The 15,092-nt window shown below is 34.8% G+C and carries 15 protein-coding genes; 6 read left to right on the forward strand and 9 right to left on the reverse strand.

Annotated features, from left to right (window positions below; genetic code table 11):
- The first annotated feature begins 58 nt into the window (after positions 1 to 58).
- A complete protein-coding gene (locus B5X55_RS03330; RefSeq protein ID WP_079511192.1) occupies positions 59 to 1,066 on the forward strand; it encodes an SDR family oxidoreductase in 1,008 nt (335 codons plus the stop codon).
- Here the strand turns inward: B5X55_RS03330 and B5X55_RS03335 are convergent.
- Genes B5X55_RS03335 through B5X55_RS03345 form a run of 3 tightly spaced genes read right to left on the reverse strand, consistent with a single transcriptional unit; the run spans position 1,063 to position 3,550 of the window.
- Entirely contained in the window at positions 1,063 to 1,485 is a 423-nt protein-coding gene (locus B5X55_RS03335; protein ID WP_079511193.1) for a DUF4296 domain-containing protein, read from the reverse strand. The genes B5X55_RS03330 and B5X55_RS03335 overlap by 4 nt on opposite strands.
- Positions 1,482 to 2,819, reverse strand: a complete 1,338-nt coding sequence (locus B5X55_RS03340; protein WP_079511194.1) for a dihydroorotase — start codon at positions 2,817 to 2,819, stop codon at positions 1,482 to 1,484. Before B5X55_RS03340 ends, B5X55_RS03335 begins: the two co-directional genes overlap by 4 nt.
- A gap of 2 nt (positions 2,820 to 2,821) precedes the next feature.
- Positions 2,822 to 3,550, reverse strand: a complete 729-nt coding sequence (locus B5X55_RS03345) for a polyprenol monophosphomannose synthase (protein ID WP_079511195.1) — start codon at positions 3,548 to 3,550, stop codon at positions 2,822 to 2,824.
- A 135-nt stretch (positions 3,551 to 3,685) separates the two neighbouring features.
- On the opposite strand from B5X55_RS03345, the gene B5X55_RS03350 reads away from it, so the two are divergent.
- The 3 genes from B5X55_RS03350 to B5X55_RS03360 are packed head-to-tail and all read left to right on the forward strand — an operon-like array spanning position 3,686 to position 6,764.
- Positions 3,686 to 5,359 carry an ArnT family glycosyltransferase gene (locus tag B5X55_RS03350; RefSeq protein ID WP_079511196.1) on the forward strand — a complete coding sequence of 558 codons (1,674 nt, stop codon included), beginning with the start codon at positions 3,686 to 3,688 and terminating at the stop codon, positions 5,357 to 5,359.
- Between the two features lie 53 nt (positions 5,360 to 5,412).
- Positions 5,413 to 6,012, forward strand: coding sequence for a DUF4271 domain-containing protein (locus tag B5X55_RS03355; RefSeq protein WP_234999673.1), 600 nt, complete (start codon positions 5,413 to 5,415; stop codon positions 6,010 to 6,012).
- Between the two features lie 8 nt (positions 6,013 to 6,020).
- The gene (locus B5X55_RS03360) at positions 6,021 to 6,764 is read left to right on the forward strand and encodes a uroporphyrinogen-III synthase (protein ID WP_079511198.1); all 744 of its coding nucleotides are present in this window, start codon (positions 6,021 to 6,023) and stop codon (positions 6,762 to 6,764) included.
- A 55-nt stretch (positions 6,765 to 6,819) separates the two neighbouring features.
- On the opposite strand, the gene pckA is transcribed toward B5X55_RS03360, so the two are convergent.
- The 4 genes from pckA to B5X55_RS03380 all read right to left on the reverse strand — a co-directional run bounded on the left by pckA (position 6,820) and on the right by B5X55_RS03380 (position 11,735).
- Positions 6,820 to 8,436 carry a phosphoenolpyruvate carboxykinase (ATP) gene (pckA, locus tag B5X55_RS03365; RefSeq protein ID WP_079511199.1) on the reverse strand — a complete coding sequence of 539 codons (1,617 nt, stop codon included), beginning with the start codon at positions 8,434 to 8,436 and terminating at the stop codon, positions 6,820 to 6,822.
- Positions 8,437 to 8,687: 251 nt separating this feature from the next.
- Complete coding sequence (locus B5X55_RS03370) at positions 8,688 to 9,821, reverse strand: glycerate kinase (RefSeq protein WP_079511200.1); 1,134 nt, start codon at positions 9,819 to 9,821, stop codon at positions 8,688 to 8,690.
- The gene (locus B5X55_RS03375; RefSeq protein ID WP_079511201.1) at positions 9,818 to 11,287 is read right to left on the reverse strand and encodes an SLC13 family permease; all 1,470 of its coding nucleotides are present in this window, start codon (positions 11,285 to 11,287) and stop codon (positions 9,818 to 9,820) included. Before B5X55_RS03375 ends, B5X55_RS03370 begins: the two co-directional genes overlap by 4 nt.
- A 55-nt stretch (positions 11,288 to 11,342) precedes the next feature.
- On the reverse strand, positions 11,343 to 11,735 hold the full coding sequence (locus B5X55_RS03380) for a DUF423 domain-containing protein (protein ID WP_079511585.1): 393 nt from the start codon (positions 11,733 to 11,735) through the stop codon (positions 11,343 to 11,345).
- A gap of 81 nt (positions 11,736 to 11,816) precedes the next feature.
- On the opposite strand from B5X55_RS03380, the gene B5X55_RS03385 reads away from it, so the two are divergent.
- Complete coding sequence (locus B5X55_RS03385) at positions 11,817 to 13,190, forward strand: saccharopine dehydrogenase family protein (RefSeq protein WP_079511202.1); 1,374 nt, start codon at positions 11,817 to 11,819, stop codon at positions 13,188 to 13,190.
- Positions 13,191 to 13,251: 61 nt separating this feature from the next.
- Complete coding sequence (locus B5X55_RS03390; protein WP_079511203.1) at positions 13,252 to 13,722, forward strand: Lrp/AsnC ligand binding domain-containing protein; 471 nt, start codon at positions 13,252 to 13,254, stop codon at positions 13,720 to 13,722.
- Here the strand turns inward: B5X55_RS03390 and B5X55_RS03395 are convergent.
- Entirely contained in the window at positions 13,719 to 14,219 is a 501-nt protein-coding gene (locus tag B5X55_RS03395; protein WP_079511204.1) for a GNAT family N-acetyltransferase, read from the reverse strand. The two genes, B5X55_RS03390 and B5X55_RS03395, sit on opposite strands and share 4 nt — an antisense overlap.
- A gap of 79 nt (positions 14,220 to 14,298) precedes the next feature.
- The gene (locus tag B5X55_RS03400; protein ID WP_079511205.1) at positions 14,299 to 14,994 is read right to left on the reverse strand and encodes a zinc metallopeptidase; all 696 of its coding nucleotides are present in this window, start codon (positions 14,992 to 14,994) and stop codon (positions 14,299 to 14,301) included.
- Positions 14,995 to 15,092 lie beyond the last annotated feature (98 nt).

Raw genomic sequence — 15,092 nt, forward strand, 5'->3', positions numbered from 1 at the left:
CCAGTACACAGTAGATTAAAGCAGGAATTTATCCGCCTGTATTTCCTAAATTTGAAGTATGGTATTAGTTACGGGAGGCACAGGATTGTTGGGGTCGCATTTGTTATTCAAATTAGTCAATGACAATATTGAGGTTCGTGCGCTTTATAGAACTTCTGAAAAACTAGATCAGGTCAAAAAAATATTTGGCTATTACTCCCCAAATGCAAATATCCTCTTCGAAAAAATTGATTGGATTAAGGCAGATATTTTAGACATCCCATCTTTAGAACTCGCTTTTATAGAAGTAACCCATGTATACCATTGCGCAGCTTACATATCATTTAATCCATCAGATTTTAAATTATTAGAGCGCATCAATAGAGAAGGTACCGCTAACGTGGTAAATATGTGTATCGCATTAGGCGTAAAGAAATTATGCCATGTAAGTACTATAGGTGCCATAGGTAGGCCTATTTCGAATAAAAAAGCTACTGAAGAAACCGAGTGGGGTAGACAACATGCCAACCCATATGCTATAACAAAACACCTCGCAGAAATGGAAGTTTGGCGTGGGGCTCAAGAGCAGCTGCAAACAGTAATCGTTAATCCCGGAGTGATTTTAGGACCGGGCTTTTGGGAAAGTGGTAGCGGTACATTTTTTAAAACCGCATCTAAAGGTTATCCTTTTTATCCTCCAGGGGGTTCAGGTTTCATCACTGTCGCTGATGTAACCCGTTCAATGATTAATCTTATGAATTCGAAAATTACCGGAGAGCGTTTTATTCTGGTTGCCAAAAATCTATCTTATAAAGAAATATTAGGCAGCATAACCTTTACGATGGGTAAGAAAGTACCCAGCAAAGAACTAAAAATGTGGCAACTTCAAATAGGAAAATTTGCCGACCAAATAAGAAACTTAGTTACCAGAAAACCTAGAACAATAACAAATAGTACCATTTACGGACTGCAGCATCCTACCAAATTCGACAATTCGAAAGCAATAGACGCTCTAAAATTTGATTTTGAGCCGTTAGATGAAGTAATAAAATTTTCTGCTCAACTATTTCTTGAGGAACACTCTTAAAGGGTATCAGAAACCTTGTCTGTTATTTTCAAATCTTTGCTTGCCGTTTTTTTTACAAGGTTAAGACTATCTTTTTCCTTTTTACTTGCCTCTAATTGTATTCGCTGATTTTCCAACTTGGTTTCAACATCTTTATACATCGTTTCATATAACAAAGGTTTTGATGCGTAATAGCGGTCGCTATCTACAAACTGTGCACTGTCAATATCAAATTTTTCGAATAAATAGGTGGTTGGCTCTATGCCATTATCTTTTAAATTACCTATGTTGGTTCCTTTAGCAGCATTAACAATAGCCAATTCCTTAAAAATCAATACCATCTTGTCTTGAGGTATTAAATTTTCTGGCTTTTGTATCAACTCTTCTGCACATGAAAAAAGCAAAAACATACATAATATGACACTTAAACTATACCTCATGGTCTATTAAAAGTTAGTCTTTTTGCATTTCTAGTTTCTGAGAATTCACCATTGGTATACCCTAAATGCCCATTTATTATGGTATGTACCACCTTTGAAGAAAAGGTAACATCTTCAAATGGCGACCATTTACATTTGTAAGCAATATTCTCTTTCGTAACCGTCCACGAGTTATTCAAATCGGCCACTACTAAATCGGCGTAATACCCTTCACGAATAAATCCTCTTTTATCTATCTGAAATAATATCGCCGGATTATGACACATTTTCTGCACCATTTTCTCCAACCTTATTCTACCTTCTTTCACCTTTTCTAACATTGCAGGAAGCGCATGCTGCACCAATGGTCCCCCAGATGGGGCTTTCGTGTACACACTGTCTTTTTCCTCTAATAAATGAGGAGCATGATCCGTTGCAATGACATCTATTCTATCATCTAATAAGGCATCCCACAAAAGTTCACGATCCTTTGATGTTTTTACCGCAGGGTTCCATTTAATCAATGTTCCTTTTTCGGCATAATCTGTATCAGAAAACCACAAATGGTGAATACACACTTCAGCCGTTATTTTCTTTTGCTCTAACGGAATGTCATTTCGAAACAAATTAGTTTCTTTACCAGTCGACAAATGAAATACATGTAATCTAGCACCAGTTTTCTCTGCTAAGGCAATTGCTCTTGAAGATGATAAATAACATGCTTCTTCACTTCTTATAATTGGGTGATACTTTATTGGAATATCATCTCCGTATTTTTCTTTGTATTTGTCCAGATTTGCACGAATTGTAGTTTCATCTTCGCAATGGGCAGATATAACCATTTCCGTATTTCTGAATATACTCTCAATTACCTTTTCATCATCAACCAACATATTACCGGTAGATGAACCTAAAAACAATTTAATGCCTGAACATGCATTCTTATCCAGCCTTTTTAATTCTTCAAGATTATCATTGGTACCACCAAATAGAAATGAATAATTTGCAAAAGCTGAATTTGCAGCCATGGCAAATTTTTCTTCAAGCTTTTCTATGGTAGTTGTTTGTGGTGTTGTATTTGGCTGCTCCATAAAAGTAGTTATACCACCTGCAAGTGCAGCTCTACTTTCTGTTGCAATAGTACCCTTATGTGTTAGGCCTGGTTCTCTAAAATGAACTTGGTCATCGATAATACCAGGTAAAATATGCATGCCTTTTACATCTATAACCTTTGCTTCGGCATCAGTAATATCTTTCGCTATTTTTACGATTAAATCATTTTCTATTAGAATATCATTCTCTTGAATAACCCCTTCATTTACAATAACACCGTTCTTTAGTAGAATCTTACCCATAATTAAAATTTATTCCTTAAAAATAGACTTCTCATTTTCATTACAAAAACACCCCAAATTGCTTCGCTTATAATTGAAGAGCTCATTTTTGATTTACCTAAAACTCGATCTCTAAAAATAATAGAGACTTCTTCTATTTTAAACTTTTTTAAATGGGCCCTAAACTTCATTTCAATTTGAAAAGCATAGCCTACAAAACGAACTGAATCTAAATCTATGGCCTCTAAAACTTGTCTCCGATAACAAACAAACCCAGCTGTTGGATCATGCACCCGCATGCCTGTAATTAGCTTCACATAAATAGAGGCGCCATAAGACAGTAGAACTCTATACAAAGGCCAATTTACAACGTTAACGCCTTTTTTGTATCTGGAACCTACGGCAACATCTGCTCCATCAATACAGGCTTTTTGCAGTCGTATCAAATCTGAAGGGGTATGCGAAAAATCAGCATCCATTTCAAAAATATAGTCATATCCTTTTGCTATCGTCCATTTAAAACCATGTATGTACGCTGTGCCAAGTCCTGATTTTTCAGTTCTTGTTTCTAAAAAAAGTGTTCCTTCAAATTCTTCTTGAAGTTTTTTTACACAATCGCCTGTTTTATCGGGAGAATTATCATCTACAATAAGAACATGAAATTCTTTCTGCAAATCAAACACTGCCCTAATAATGGCCTCAATATTCTCAATTTCGTTATAGGTAGGTATAATTACAATACTACTGGCCATATATCTTAAAAAAGTATTTCGACAAAAGTAAGGTTTTAATGGTCGTCTTAAAACGTGTAATAATACCTTTATGAAATTTTTAAACTATGTAACTAACCTTAAATTTGTAATTTCGCCATCAAGTATCCTATGCGAATGTTGACTAAAATCCCAAAGCAGTTCTATTTTTTTCTATCTGCTATTTTCATTCTTAATATCATTCAATCTAGTTTTACGCAACTCATTTTTGACGAAGCCTATTACTGGTATTATAGCCAAAATATGGCTTGGGGTTATTTTGACCACCCACCAATGGTCGCTTTGTTGATTAAAATCAGTAGCTACTTTTTTAATGGTGAACTTGGTGTACGGTTTATGAGCTGTGTTTTATCTGCCATTAATATCATTTTGCTTTGGCTAATGATAGACAATCCCAAAAAGAACGATTATATAAAGCATTTTTTTGTGTTGATTTTTTCCATGACATTACTAAATGCCTATGGTTTCTTCACATTACCCGATACGCCCCTTCTATTTTTTACAAGTTGTTTTTTATTGACTTACAAGCATTTTATAAAAAACCCAAATGCAGGTATGTCTGTATTATTAGGGATATTTATGGCCGCGTTAATGTATAGCAAATATCATGCAGTACTTGTAATATTCTTTGTTTTATTATCAAATCTAAAATTAGTACAAAACAAATATGCTTGGCTTGCCGTTTTCGTAGCTTTAATTTCTTATGCTCCTCATTTTTATTGGCTTTATGAAAATGACCTTGTATCAATCAAATATCATCTTTACGAAAGACCAAATGGCGCTTATAGCTTCGAGAAATACACCTTAGGTTTTTTCGTGAATTTAATAGCTGTTTTCGGCCTTACTTTTCCTTTCATTTACAAAGCCCTTTTTAAAACTAAAGGCAACAATTTATTTACTAAGGCACTTATCTACCTTATCTATGGTGTAATTCTATTTTTCTTTATATCGAGTTTTAATAGAAGAGTACAGACTCAATGGATTATTATTATTTGTATTCCCTTGGTCATTATTGTCTTTAACTACATGTTACAGAATAAACAGGCATTAACATGGGTTTTTAGATTGGGACTAATCAATACGGTGATTATCATCTATCTAAGAATGGGACTCGCTTATCAACCTCTACTTTTTAATTTCTATTACGAAACACATGGTAATAAAGAATGGGCCCAGGCAATTGAAGATGAAGTTGGAAAAACGCCTGTTGTATTTGAAAATTCATATAGAAATGCCCCCATGTATTCTTTCTATACCGATGGTATACCTACATTTTCTTTGAATAATTACATGTACCGTAAAAATCAGTATTCAATAGATAATTCTGAAGAACGAATACGAGGAAAAGACGTTGCTTACATTTCAAAATATATTAACGACAGCTCATTTTCTTACGAAAGGGAAGATGGCGGACTTTACAAAGGGAAGTATATACCAAATTTTCAATCTTTTCGAAAGGTTGAATGTATAGTGAAGGACACCGAAATAACTTTAAATTCGGATGAAAATATTACACTAAAGGTTTTCAACCCCTACAAGGAGTCTATAGAATTAAGCAAACTGAAATTTGCAGTCACCTACATGGATAATTACAAAATACCAAAGGAAACTTTAAAAATAACGCCTGAAGCTGTAGATCCCAATACCGCAATACTAAAACAACAAGACACTACTAATTTTTCATTTCACTTACCTAAAACAAAAATGGAAAACATTGGTTACTTTAGGGTAGTCATTTCAGAGAACAATCTCTATTTTGGCTTAAACGGAAAACCAATTCCAATCAAATAATGGAACCTATTGCCAGAACATTTTCTCAAAACGATTGGATTACTATTACACTAATGGTAAGTCTTTTGTTTCCTTTGACGGCAAAAAGCATCTATTATTCACGCTTTTTCAGCTTTATAATTCTGCCTTTTAATAGCAAATACCTTACCATGTATACCAAGAAAGAGAAACTCTTCAATTGGTTCCATATTCTGTTAAGTGTTTTTCAAATCATAAACACTACACTATTTATATTTTTTATTTGGCGTGTGTATATGCCTCTTTCACAGGTCAAAAACCCGTTTATTTTTCCGTTGTTGCTTGCAGGTGTTTTCCTATTCTTAAGCGCAAAAACAATGGCACAATTGTTCAACGGCTTTATATTTAATTCTTATAACATCTTCAATGAACTGGTTTTTAAGAAATTAACTTATCTTAATTACTCTAGTTTTGTTCTTTTTATTGCAAATATCCTTTTAGCCTACGTCTTTATTGACTCAAAAATCGCAATTTCTATTGCCCTAATTCTGTTCTTGGTCATTAATATAATTGGCTGGGTGACAGTACTAAGGAATTACCAAAATTTTATTAGCTCTTATTTTTTCTATTTTATTTTGTACCTTTGCGCACTCGAAATTGCACCCTTAGTTATTATGGGAAGCTTTCTAAAATAGCGCAGCGTATGAAAGTAAAAACGATTTTGGTTTCTCAACCAGAACCAAAAATGGAAAATTCTCCCTATTCCAAACTTATCGATAAAGAAAAGGTAAAGGTTGATTTTAGACCGTTTATTCATGTAGAAGGAGTTGACGCAAAAAGTGTGCGTCAGCAAAAAATTGATTTGAACGACTTTACTGCCATTATTTTAACCAGTAGAAATGCAGTAGACCACTTCTTTAGAATAGCAGAAGAGATGCGCTTTAAAGTGCCAGATTCTATGAAATACTTCTGTCAATCAGAAGCCGTAGCTTACTATCTACAAAAATACGTTGTCTATAGAAAACGTAAGATTTATGTAGGAACGCGATTATTTACAGATTTAGTGCCCTTAATCAAGAAGTATAAAGATGAAAAATTCTTGCTACCTTCTTCTGATGTACTTAAATTAGATGTACCTGAAACTTTAGAATCTCTAAACATTAATTGGAAACGTGCTATTTTTTACAAAACGGTTATTAGCGACCTTTCCGATTTAAGAAATGTGTATTATGATATCTTAGTATTCTTTAGCCCTTCTGGGATAGAATCACTACTACAGAACTTTCCCGATTTTGAACAAAAGGAAACTAGAATTGCAGTATTTGGTAATTCTACTGTAGATGCAGCTAATGGTGCTGGTTTAAGAATAGATATTAAAGCTCCTACTCCTGAAACACCATCAATGACCATGGCGCTACAAAAGTATATTACAAGCGTTAATAAATAAATGGCTCTAAAAAGTCAATAAAAAAGCCTTGCGATGCAAGGCTTTTTTTTATGTTTTAGAATGCGTATCGTTGTGGTCCGCCTCTTCTAATTTCCTCCGTGGCAAAACTTTCATACTTTTTAAAGTTTTCCCTAAAGGCATTTGTTAATTTAAATGCTGTAGTATAATATTTCTCATCATTGTTCCAAGTTGACCTCGGACTCAAAACAGATGTTGGCACACCAGGACACTCCCTTGGCTGAGCAACTCCGAATACCGAATGAATATGGTATCTATCATAAGAATATAGGCCTAAGTCACCGTTCAAGGCTGCAGATATCATAGCTCTAGTATATTTTAACTTCATTCGTGTACCTATTCCGTAAGGGCCACCAGTCCAACCCGTATTTACTAACCAAACGTCTACCCCAGACTCCTTCATTTTCTTGCTCAACATTTCAGCATATTTGGTTGGATGCAATGGCATAAATGGAGCACCAAAACATGCAGAAAAAGAAGGTACTGGTTCTACTACCCCAGCTTCTGTACCAGCAACCTTAGCCGTGTAGCCAGATATAAAGTGATATGCAGCTTGACTTGGAGTAAGCTTTGATATTGGAGGTAATACACCAAAAGCATCGGCAGTTAAAAAGAAAATATTCTTAACATTCTTACCAATTGATGGCTGTTGTATATTATCAATATGATGTATAGGATAACTAACCCGTGTATTCTGAGTAATCGAGGTATCGGAAAAATCAACATTGCCTTTACCATCCAATACTACATTTTCTAAAATAGCACCAGGTTTTATAGCTCTATAAATTTCAGGTTCTTGCTCTTCAGACAAATTGATTACTTTAGCATAGCAACCACCTTCAAAATTAAAAACGGTGTTTCTACTCGTCCAACCATGTTCATCATCACCTATTAACTTTCTATTCGGATCCGTAGATAAGGTTGTTTTACCTGTACCAGATAAACCAAAAAAGATAGCTGTATCGCCATCTTCACCTACATTCGCCGAACAATGCATTGGCAAGGTTTCTTTGTAAACCGGTAAAATAAAGTTTAACGCAGAAAAAATACCTTTCTTGATTTCACCTGTATAACCGGTACCACCAATAAGTGCAATTTTATCTGTAAAATTCAGTATTGCAAAATTATATTGCCTTGTGCCGTCTAATTCTGCATCTGCCATAAAACCTGGTGCATTGATAACAGTCCACTCAGGAGTGAAATCTTTTAGCTCAACTTCCGTAGGGCGCAAAAACATATTATGGGCAAACATATTAGACCATGGGTATTCATTTATTACCCTAATATTTAATTGGTATTCAGGATCTGCACATGCATAACTATCTCTTACGAAAAGTTCCTTTTCATTTAAATAGTCAATTACTTTTGTATATAAAGAATCGAATTTTTCCTTTTCAAATGGAATATTGATATTGCCCCACCATACTTTATCTTTTGTAATATCATCTTTGACAATAAAACGATCCATAGGGGATCTACCGGTAAATTCACCAGTATTTACAGCAAGTGTACCATTGTTAGTTTCAACTCCCATATCCATTTCTAGAGTAGCCTTCTGCAGTTGTTCAGGGTCCTCTTGGTAATGAAAATTAGAATGTGTTATCCCATATTTTTTTAGAGATATTGTATTCGCATTTGTTGTTGAGCTTTTCATACTTTTGAAAATTTAATCGAGTAAAACTAAAAAAATAAAAGGTGAACCCTTGGTTTTCAGAACTTAATTAGCCCTAAATTTCGTCGAAATACGAATTCAACTAAATAATGATGAAATTTGAAAAAAATTCGCACCTAACTTATTCCTTTTATTACAGTATATTAAACTATAACGTGTTTAGAATGCATTATTGTAGATTTTGATATGATATTTTAATAAATAAGTAAAATTTAATGCTTTTTAAAGCATCTTTATTTTTTCAATAATTTAAAATATTCAGTTGTTTTAGCAGTCAATAAACCTGCTGCATGCTTCATATTATAGCCAAGGTCATTAGCAGAATCTTGTATTTCAAATACATCAAAAAAACCTTGTATTTTCAGCTTCTCTTTTTCTATTGCCAGTTTTCCACAAACAGCAATTACCGGAATATTTTCACGAACACCTAAGGCGACTACGCCTTGAATTAACTTCCCATTTAGGGTCTGTTCATCTATTTTGCCTTCTCCCGTAATTAAATAATCAAAACGCTCTTTACTCAATAATTCATTCACTCCTGAAAGCTCTAACACAAAATTTATCCCACTAAAATATTTTGCTCCAAGAAAAGTTTTAAGTCCATATGCTACGCCTCCTGCTGCACCAGAACCTGGCAGCTTAGCATTTTGAAGATGATACTTATCTAATACTACATTATCTAAATTTTTTAGTCCAAGGTCTAATTCATCAATCATGAGTTTTGACGCACCCTTTTGCGCAGCATAAACATGTGCAGCACCGTTTTCACCAAATAAAGGATTGGTAACATCATTTATGGCAAAAAACTTTACTTGCTTTAAACCTTTTAAAACCCCTGTATCATCTATCGATTTAATCTGATTTAAACTACTACCAATAGCTTTTAACTTCTTACTATTTTCATCTAAGAAAGAATACCCTAAAGCTTGCGCTATACCTATTCCTCCATCGTTAGTTGCGCTTCCGCCCAAACCTATATACACGTTTTTAATGCCTTTTTGAACTGCATCCCTTATTTGCAGCCCTGTACCAAATGTACTTGTCAATAAAGGATTTCGTTCATCGGGTTTAAGCAGTTCCATACCCGAAGCATTGGCTAATTCGATATATGCCGAATTAGTTTCTTGATTATATAGGTAGTAAGACTGTATTGGCTTCCCTATAGGATTTTCACTAATTACCTGAACCGATATACAAGGTCTATAATGGGCTACGGCTTGCATAAAACCATCACCGCCATCAGAGGCTTTAATGTAGTGTGAAGTAAATTCAACTCCTGCATTTTTCACACCTGCAATAAAAGCTTTTGACACTGCTTCGCTTGTTAATGAGCCTTTAAATTTATCGGGAATAAGTAATAGTTTCATTTGTTCAGATTTTGTGGGAAACTATCAATAGTAATATCCCATAATTCTGGGAGTACAAAATATACGAAAAAGGTTAATATAATTATAGATATTATGTTCATAAAAAAACCTTTACTCACCATATCAGGAATTCTCAAATAGCCAGAACCAAAAACAACAGCATTGGGTGGTGTCGCTACTGGAAGCATAAAAGCACAAGACGCAGCTACTGCAGCACCTACCATTAATACAAATGGATGTACATCTATTGTGAGCGCCATTGGTGCTAATACAGGTAATAGCATTGCCGTAGTAGCAAGATTTGAAGTTATTTCCGTCAAAAAATTAACCGCAGTAATTAAAACTAAAACCAAAACCAAAATAGGTAATCCGGATAGGGAAATCATCTGACTTCCTATCCAAGTTGCTAATCCGCTTTCTTCAAATCCCTTTGCTAAGGCCATACCTCCACCAAAAAGCAAAATAATACCCCAAGGCATTTTAACAGCTTCTTCCCAATTTATCAATTGTTCACCTTTTTTCTTTGAAGGAATTAAAAACAAGACAATGGCAAAAAATATAGCAATAATAGTATCATCTAAACCAGGTAATATCTTTTGAAGAAGAAAAGATCTAGTAATCCAACAAAAGGCAGTAAGCGCAAATACAAAAGCTACTACTTTCTCTTCATAACTAATCTTACCTAGCTTTGATAATAGACGTTTAATCTCTTCCTTACCACCTGGAAATGACTTTTGCTTGAAGGTAAACGCATACTTCGTTAAATATTTCCAACAGATGAAGATTAATATAACAGAGATTGGAAGCCCAAAAACAAACCATTGCATGAACGTTATTTCATAGCCATAGGTATCTAAAACCACGCCGGCCAATACTAAATTTGGCGGTGTACCAATCAACGTTGCCAAACCACCAATAGAAGCACTATAAGCAATAGCCAACATTAAGGCTTTACCAAAGGTCTGGTTCTCGTCTTCTATGGTATCCGGATTGTCTTGCAGTTGTTTAATGATAGCTAAACCTATAGGCAGCATCATCACAGAAGTTGCCGTATTCGATATCCACATCGATAAAAATGCAGTTGCCACCATGAAACCAAGAATAATTTTTCGAACATCAGAACCTATCAAACTAATAATGTTCAATGCAATTCTACGATGCAGATTCCATTTTTCAATAGCTATGGCTATAATGAAGCCACCCATATATAAAAACACGTATTTATGGCCGAAGGATCCCGAGGTGGCCGATAAATCTAATCCTCCAGAAAGCGGAAATAATACTAAAGGCAGCAATGCAGTTACCGCAATCGGAATCGCCTCGGTTATCCACCAAATAGCAATCCAAATTGTTGCTGCCAATACGGCATTTGCCTGCTCAGAAAGTCCTTCTGGATGAAAAAAGAAAAGAATTAAGAAAAAGGAAACTGGACCCAAAACAAGCCCCAATAATTTTGTTTTACTCATGTTAATGACATTACATGTTGAAAATACATCTTTCTTAGCTCTAACCTACTTTCTTCTATTTTAAAACTTTTGATTTCACTATACCAGATAGCATTAAGGCCCAAGCAACTATTAAGAAGAGTCCCCCAATTGGCGTAACTATGCCAAACATTTTAAAATCGAATTGCGTTAAATCATTCAACCCCAAAATATAAATCGAAAAGGAAAATAAAATTACTCCAATTACCACGCACAGATATATCGGCCTTTTTGATTTAAGCATGGTATCGGGCAACAAAGCCAGAACAAATAAGAAAAAGGCATGATACATTTGATAGCGAACACCAGTTTCAAATGTCGTGACAGCATCCGAATCGACTAAATCTTTTAGCCCATGAGCACCAAAAGCACCAAGAACAACTGCGAACATACCGAATAAGCATGCAGTAATTAAAATTGTTTTTTTCATAACTTTTTCTATAACTTTCTTTATAAATGTAACAATTTGATACCTTAGTAAATTGTTACCAATCAAAAATACTGAAATCGGATGATGCGAAAAATTCTTATTATAGGTGCGGGTAAGTCTACCTCATATTTGTTAGATTATCTTTTAGGGAAAGCTGAAGAAGAAAAATTAGAAATAACCATTGGTGACATTAATCCGTCTGCCATACCAGCTGCGGTTGCCGATCATAAACACTGTTCAGTTATTGCGCTTGATATATTCAACCAAACAGAAAGAACAAATGCTATTTCCAATGCAGACATTGTCATTTCAATGCTTCCTGCACGATTTCATATAAAAGTAGCTGAAGACTGTGTTGTTCATAAAAAGCATTTAGTCACTGCGTCTTATGTTAGCCCTGAATTACTTGCCCTTGACAAAGAAGTTAAGGCAAACAATTTGGTTTTTATGAATGAAATCGGACTAGATCCCGGTGTTGATCATATGAGCGCCATGGAAGTCATTGATCGTATTCGAGACAAAGGTGGTAAAATTATACTATTTGAATCATTCTGTGGTGGATTGGTTGCACCTGAACATGATAATAACCTTTGGAATTATAAGTTTACCTGGAACCCGAGAAATGTTGTTCTTGCAGGTCAAGGCGGTACTGCTAAATTTATTCAAGAAGGCACATATAAATATATACCTTATCACCGTCTTTTTAGACGTAGCGAGTTTTTCGAAGTTGAAGGTTATGGCCGATTTGAAGGTTATGCGAATCGTGATTCCTTAAGCTATAGAGAAGCATACGGTCTACAAAATGCCTTAACTATATATAGAGGAACGATGCGCCGTGTTGGTTTTTCAAAGGCATGGAATATGTTTATTCAACTTGGAGTGACCGATGACACCTATACTATTGAGAATTCTGAAAAGATGAGCTATCGAGAATTCATTAACCTTTTCTTACCATACTCGCCAACCGATTCAGTAGAATTGAAACTAAGACACTATTTGAAATTAGACCAAGATGATATTCGCTGGGATAAATTATTAGAGCTAAATATATTTGACAGTACTAAGTTTATAAATATTCCTAATGCCACACCTGCCCAAGCTTTACAGAAAATATTGGAAGATAGCTGGACACTTAAAGCAGAAGAAAAGGACATGATTGTCATGTACCATAAATTTGGATACGAACTAAACGGAGAAAAGAAACAAATAGACTCTAAATTAGTTGTCACTGGGGAAAACCAAACTTTTACAGCGATGGCTAAAACGGTTGGATTACCTGTTGCAATGGCCGCACTTAAAATTTTGAATGGAAAAATTACTACGCCAGGTGTACAAATTCCTATTTCGAAAGAAGTTTACGAACCTATTCTTGAAGAGTTAAAAACATACGGAGTCAACTTTAAAGAATACGAAGTGCCTTATTTAGGATATAACCCCAATTCTGTAATTAACTAATCCTTTTTAACTATCACATTGAAACCAAATAGGTACTTTTATGTTTAAATTGATATAAAACATGAAAGCACCTACCTCTTTGGCTAAAATTGATGGAATAGACAAAAAGATTTTACGTTTTTTAATGGCGGATGCACGAAAGCCAGTTTTAGAAATCGCAAGAAGTATCGGGATATCTGGTGCTGCCATACATCAACGTTTAAGAAAGCTGGAAGCATCGGGACTATTATCTGGTTCCAAATTCATTGTAAACCCTAAATCATTAGGGTATACTACCATGGCCTATATTGGTATTTACTTAGACAAGGCGATGAGTAATCCTATGGCCGTAAAACAACTTGAAAAAATACCTGAAGTTTTAGAATGTCATTACACCACAGGTAACTGGTCTATTTTAATAAAAGTTTTATGTAGGGACAATGAACATCTTATGCAAGTTTTGAACAAAGAAATACAAGCTATAGAAGGGGTTTCAAGAACAGAAACTTTCATATCACTTGCACAACAAATCGATAGGCAAATTACTATTTAAGTAGAAAGTAATAGCAGTTCTTCCGATGTTTCGCTTGGCTTTATTGTATCTATTTTCTTAAAACCCAATTTACTTAAAAGCTGAAGTGATTTTTGATTTGTTTCCATACAAATAGCCATTACCTTTTTTAAGTCTAATTCAGATTCTCCATATTCCATAATAGCATATGTTGCTTCAAAAGCATAACCATTACCCTCATAGGCTTGTAATAATGCGAAACCTAGGTCTGCATGTTTTAAATATTCCCTTTTTAAAAAACCACAAAGCCCAATGGAGGTCTCATCTTTTAATTTAATTATTAAAAGTCCAAAACCGTTTTTATCATAACTATTAATTAATGTTTCTTGAATATAATCTTTTGCCTTATTCACAGTGGTAATTTTCTTATCCCCAATATATTTTATCCAACTGATACTATTCAACAATTCAAAAATAAAATCGGAATCTTCCAATTTCGCCCGCTTTAAATACAGTCTTTCAGTTTCAATTTTCTTCATACACTTTTGATTAGGAATAAAAAAACCCGTCTCAAGAAAGACAGGTTTTTAATATATACATTTCTAATCTATCATTAGGTTAGTCTCTTCCACCAAATACTTGTAGCCCCCAATATACCAATGTTGCCAAAGAACCAATAGCCGCAACCAAATAAGTTCTTGCAGCCCATTTCAATGCATCTTCAGAACCTTTGTATTCTTCTGGTGTTACAACGTTTTTATTCTTCAACCATGCCAGAGCACGGTTACTTGCATCATACTCTACTGGTAAGGTTACAAAACTAAATAAGGTGGCTAAGCCCATCATCACCAGACCTGCAACAGCAACCCAATATCCTAAACCTATACCAGCTGCTCCACCTAGGACCAAACCACCGAAAACTACCCACATAGACATACTAGAAGTTACACTCACGATAGGAACCAATTTCGAACGCATACCCAACCACTCATAGGCCTGTGCATGTTGTACCGCGTGACCACATTCGTGTGCTGCTACTGCAGCGGCCGATGCGTTTCTTTGATTATATACACCTTCACTTAAGTTTACTGTTTTATTCTTCGGATTGTAGTGATCCGTAAGCATCCCAGGTGTAGAAACAACTTTTACATCACGTATACCGTGATCCGATAACATTTTTTCCGCAATTTCAGCACCGCTCATTCCGTTTTTCAGATGCACCTTGGAATAAAACTTAAACTTACTTTTTAATTTCCTGCTTACTAACCAGCTCACCAAAGCAATGGCTCCGATTAATATATAATATCCCATCATAACGTATCAATTTTTAAATCAACTAAATATACTTAAAGATTTGCTTTCTCAAGAAAATCTATTTTCATTAAAGCAAAAACCCCGCCAAAATCCTTTCA

Source organism: Maribacter arcticus, from assembly GCF_900167935.1.
In the GTDB taxonomy this organism is placed as follows: Bacteria; Bacteroidota; Bacteroidia; order Flavobacteriales; family Flavobacteriaceae; genus Maribacter; species Maribacter arcticus.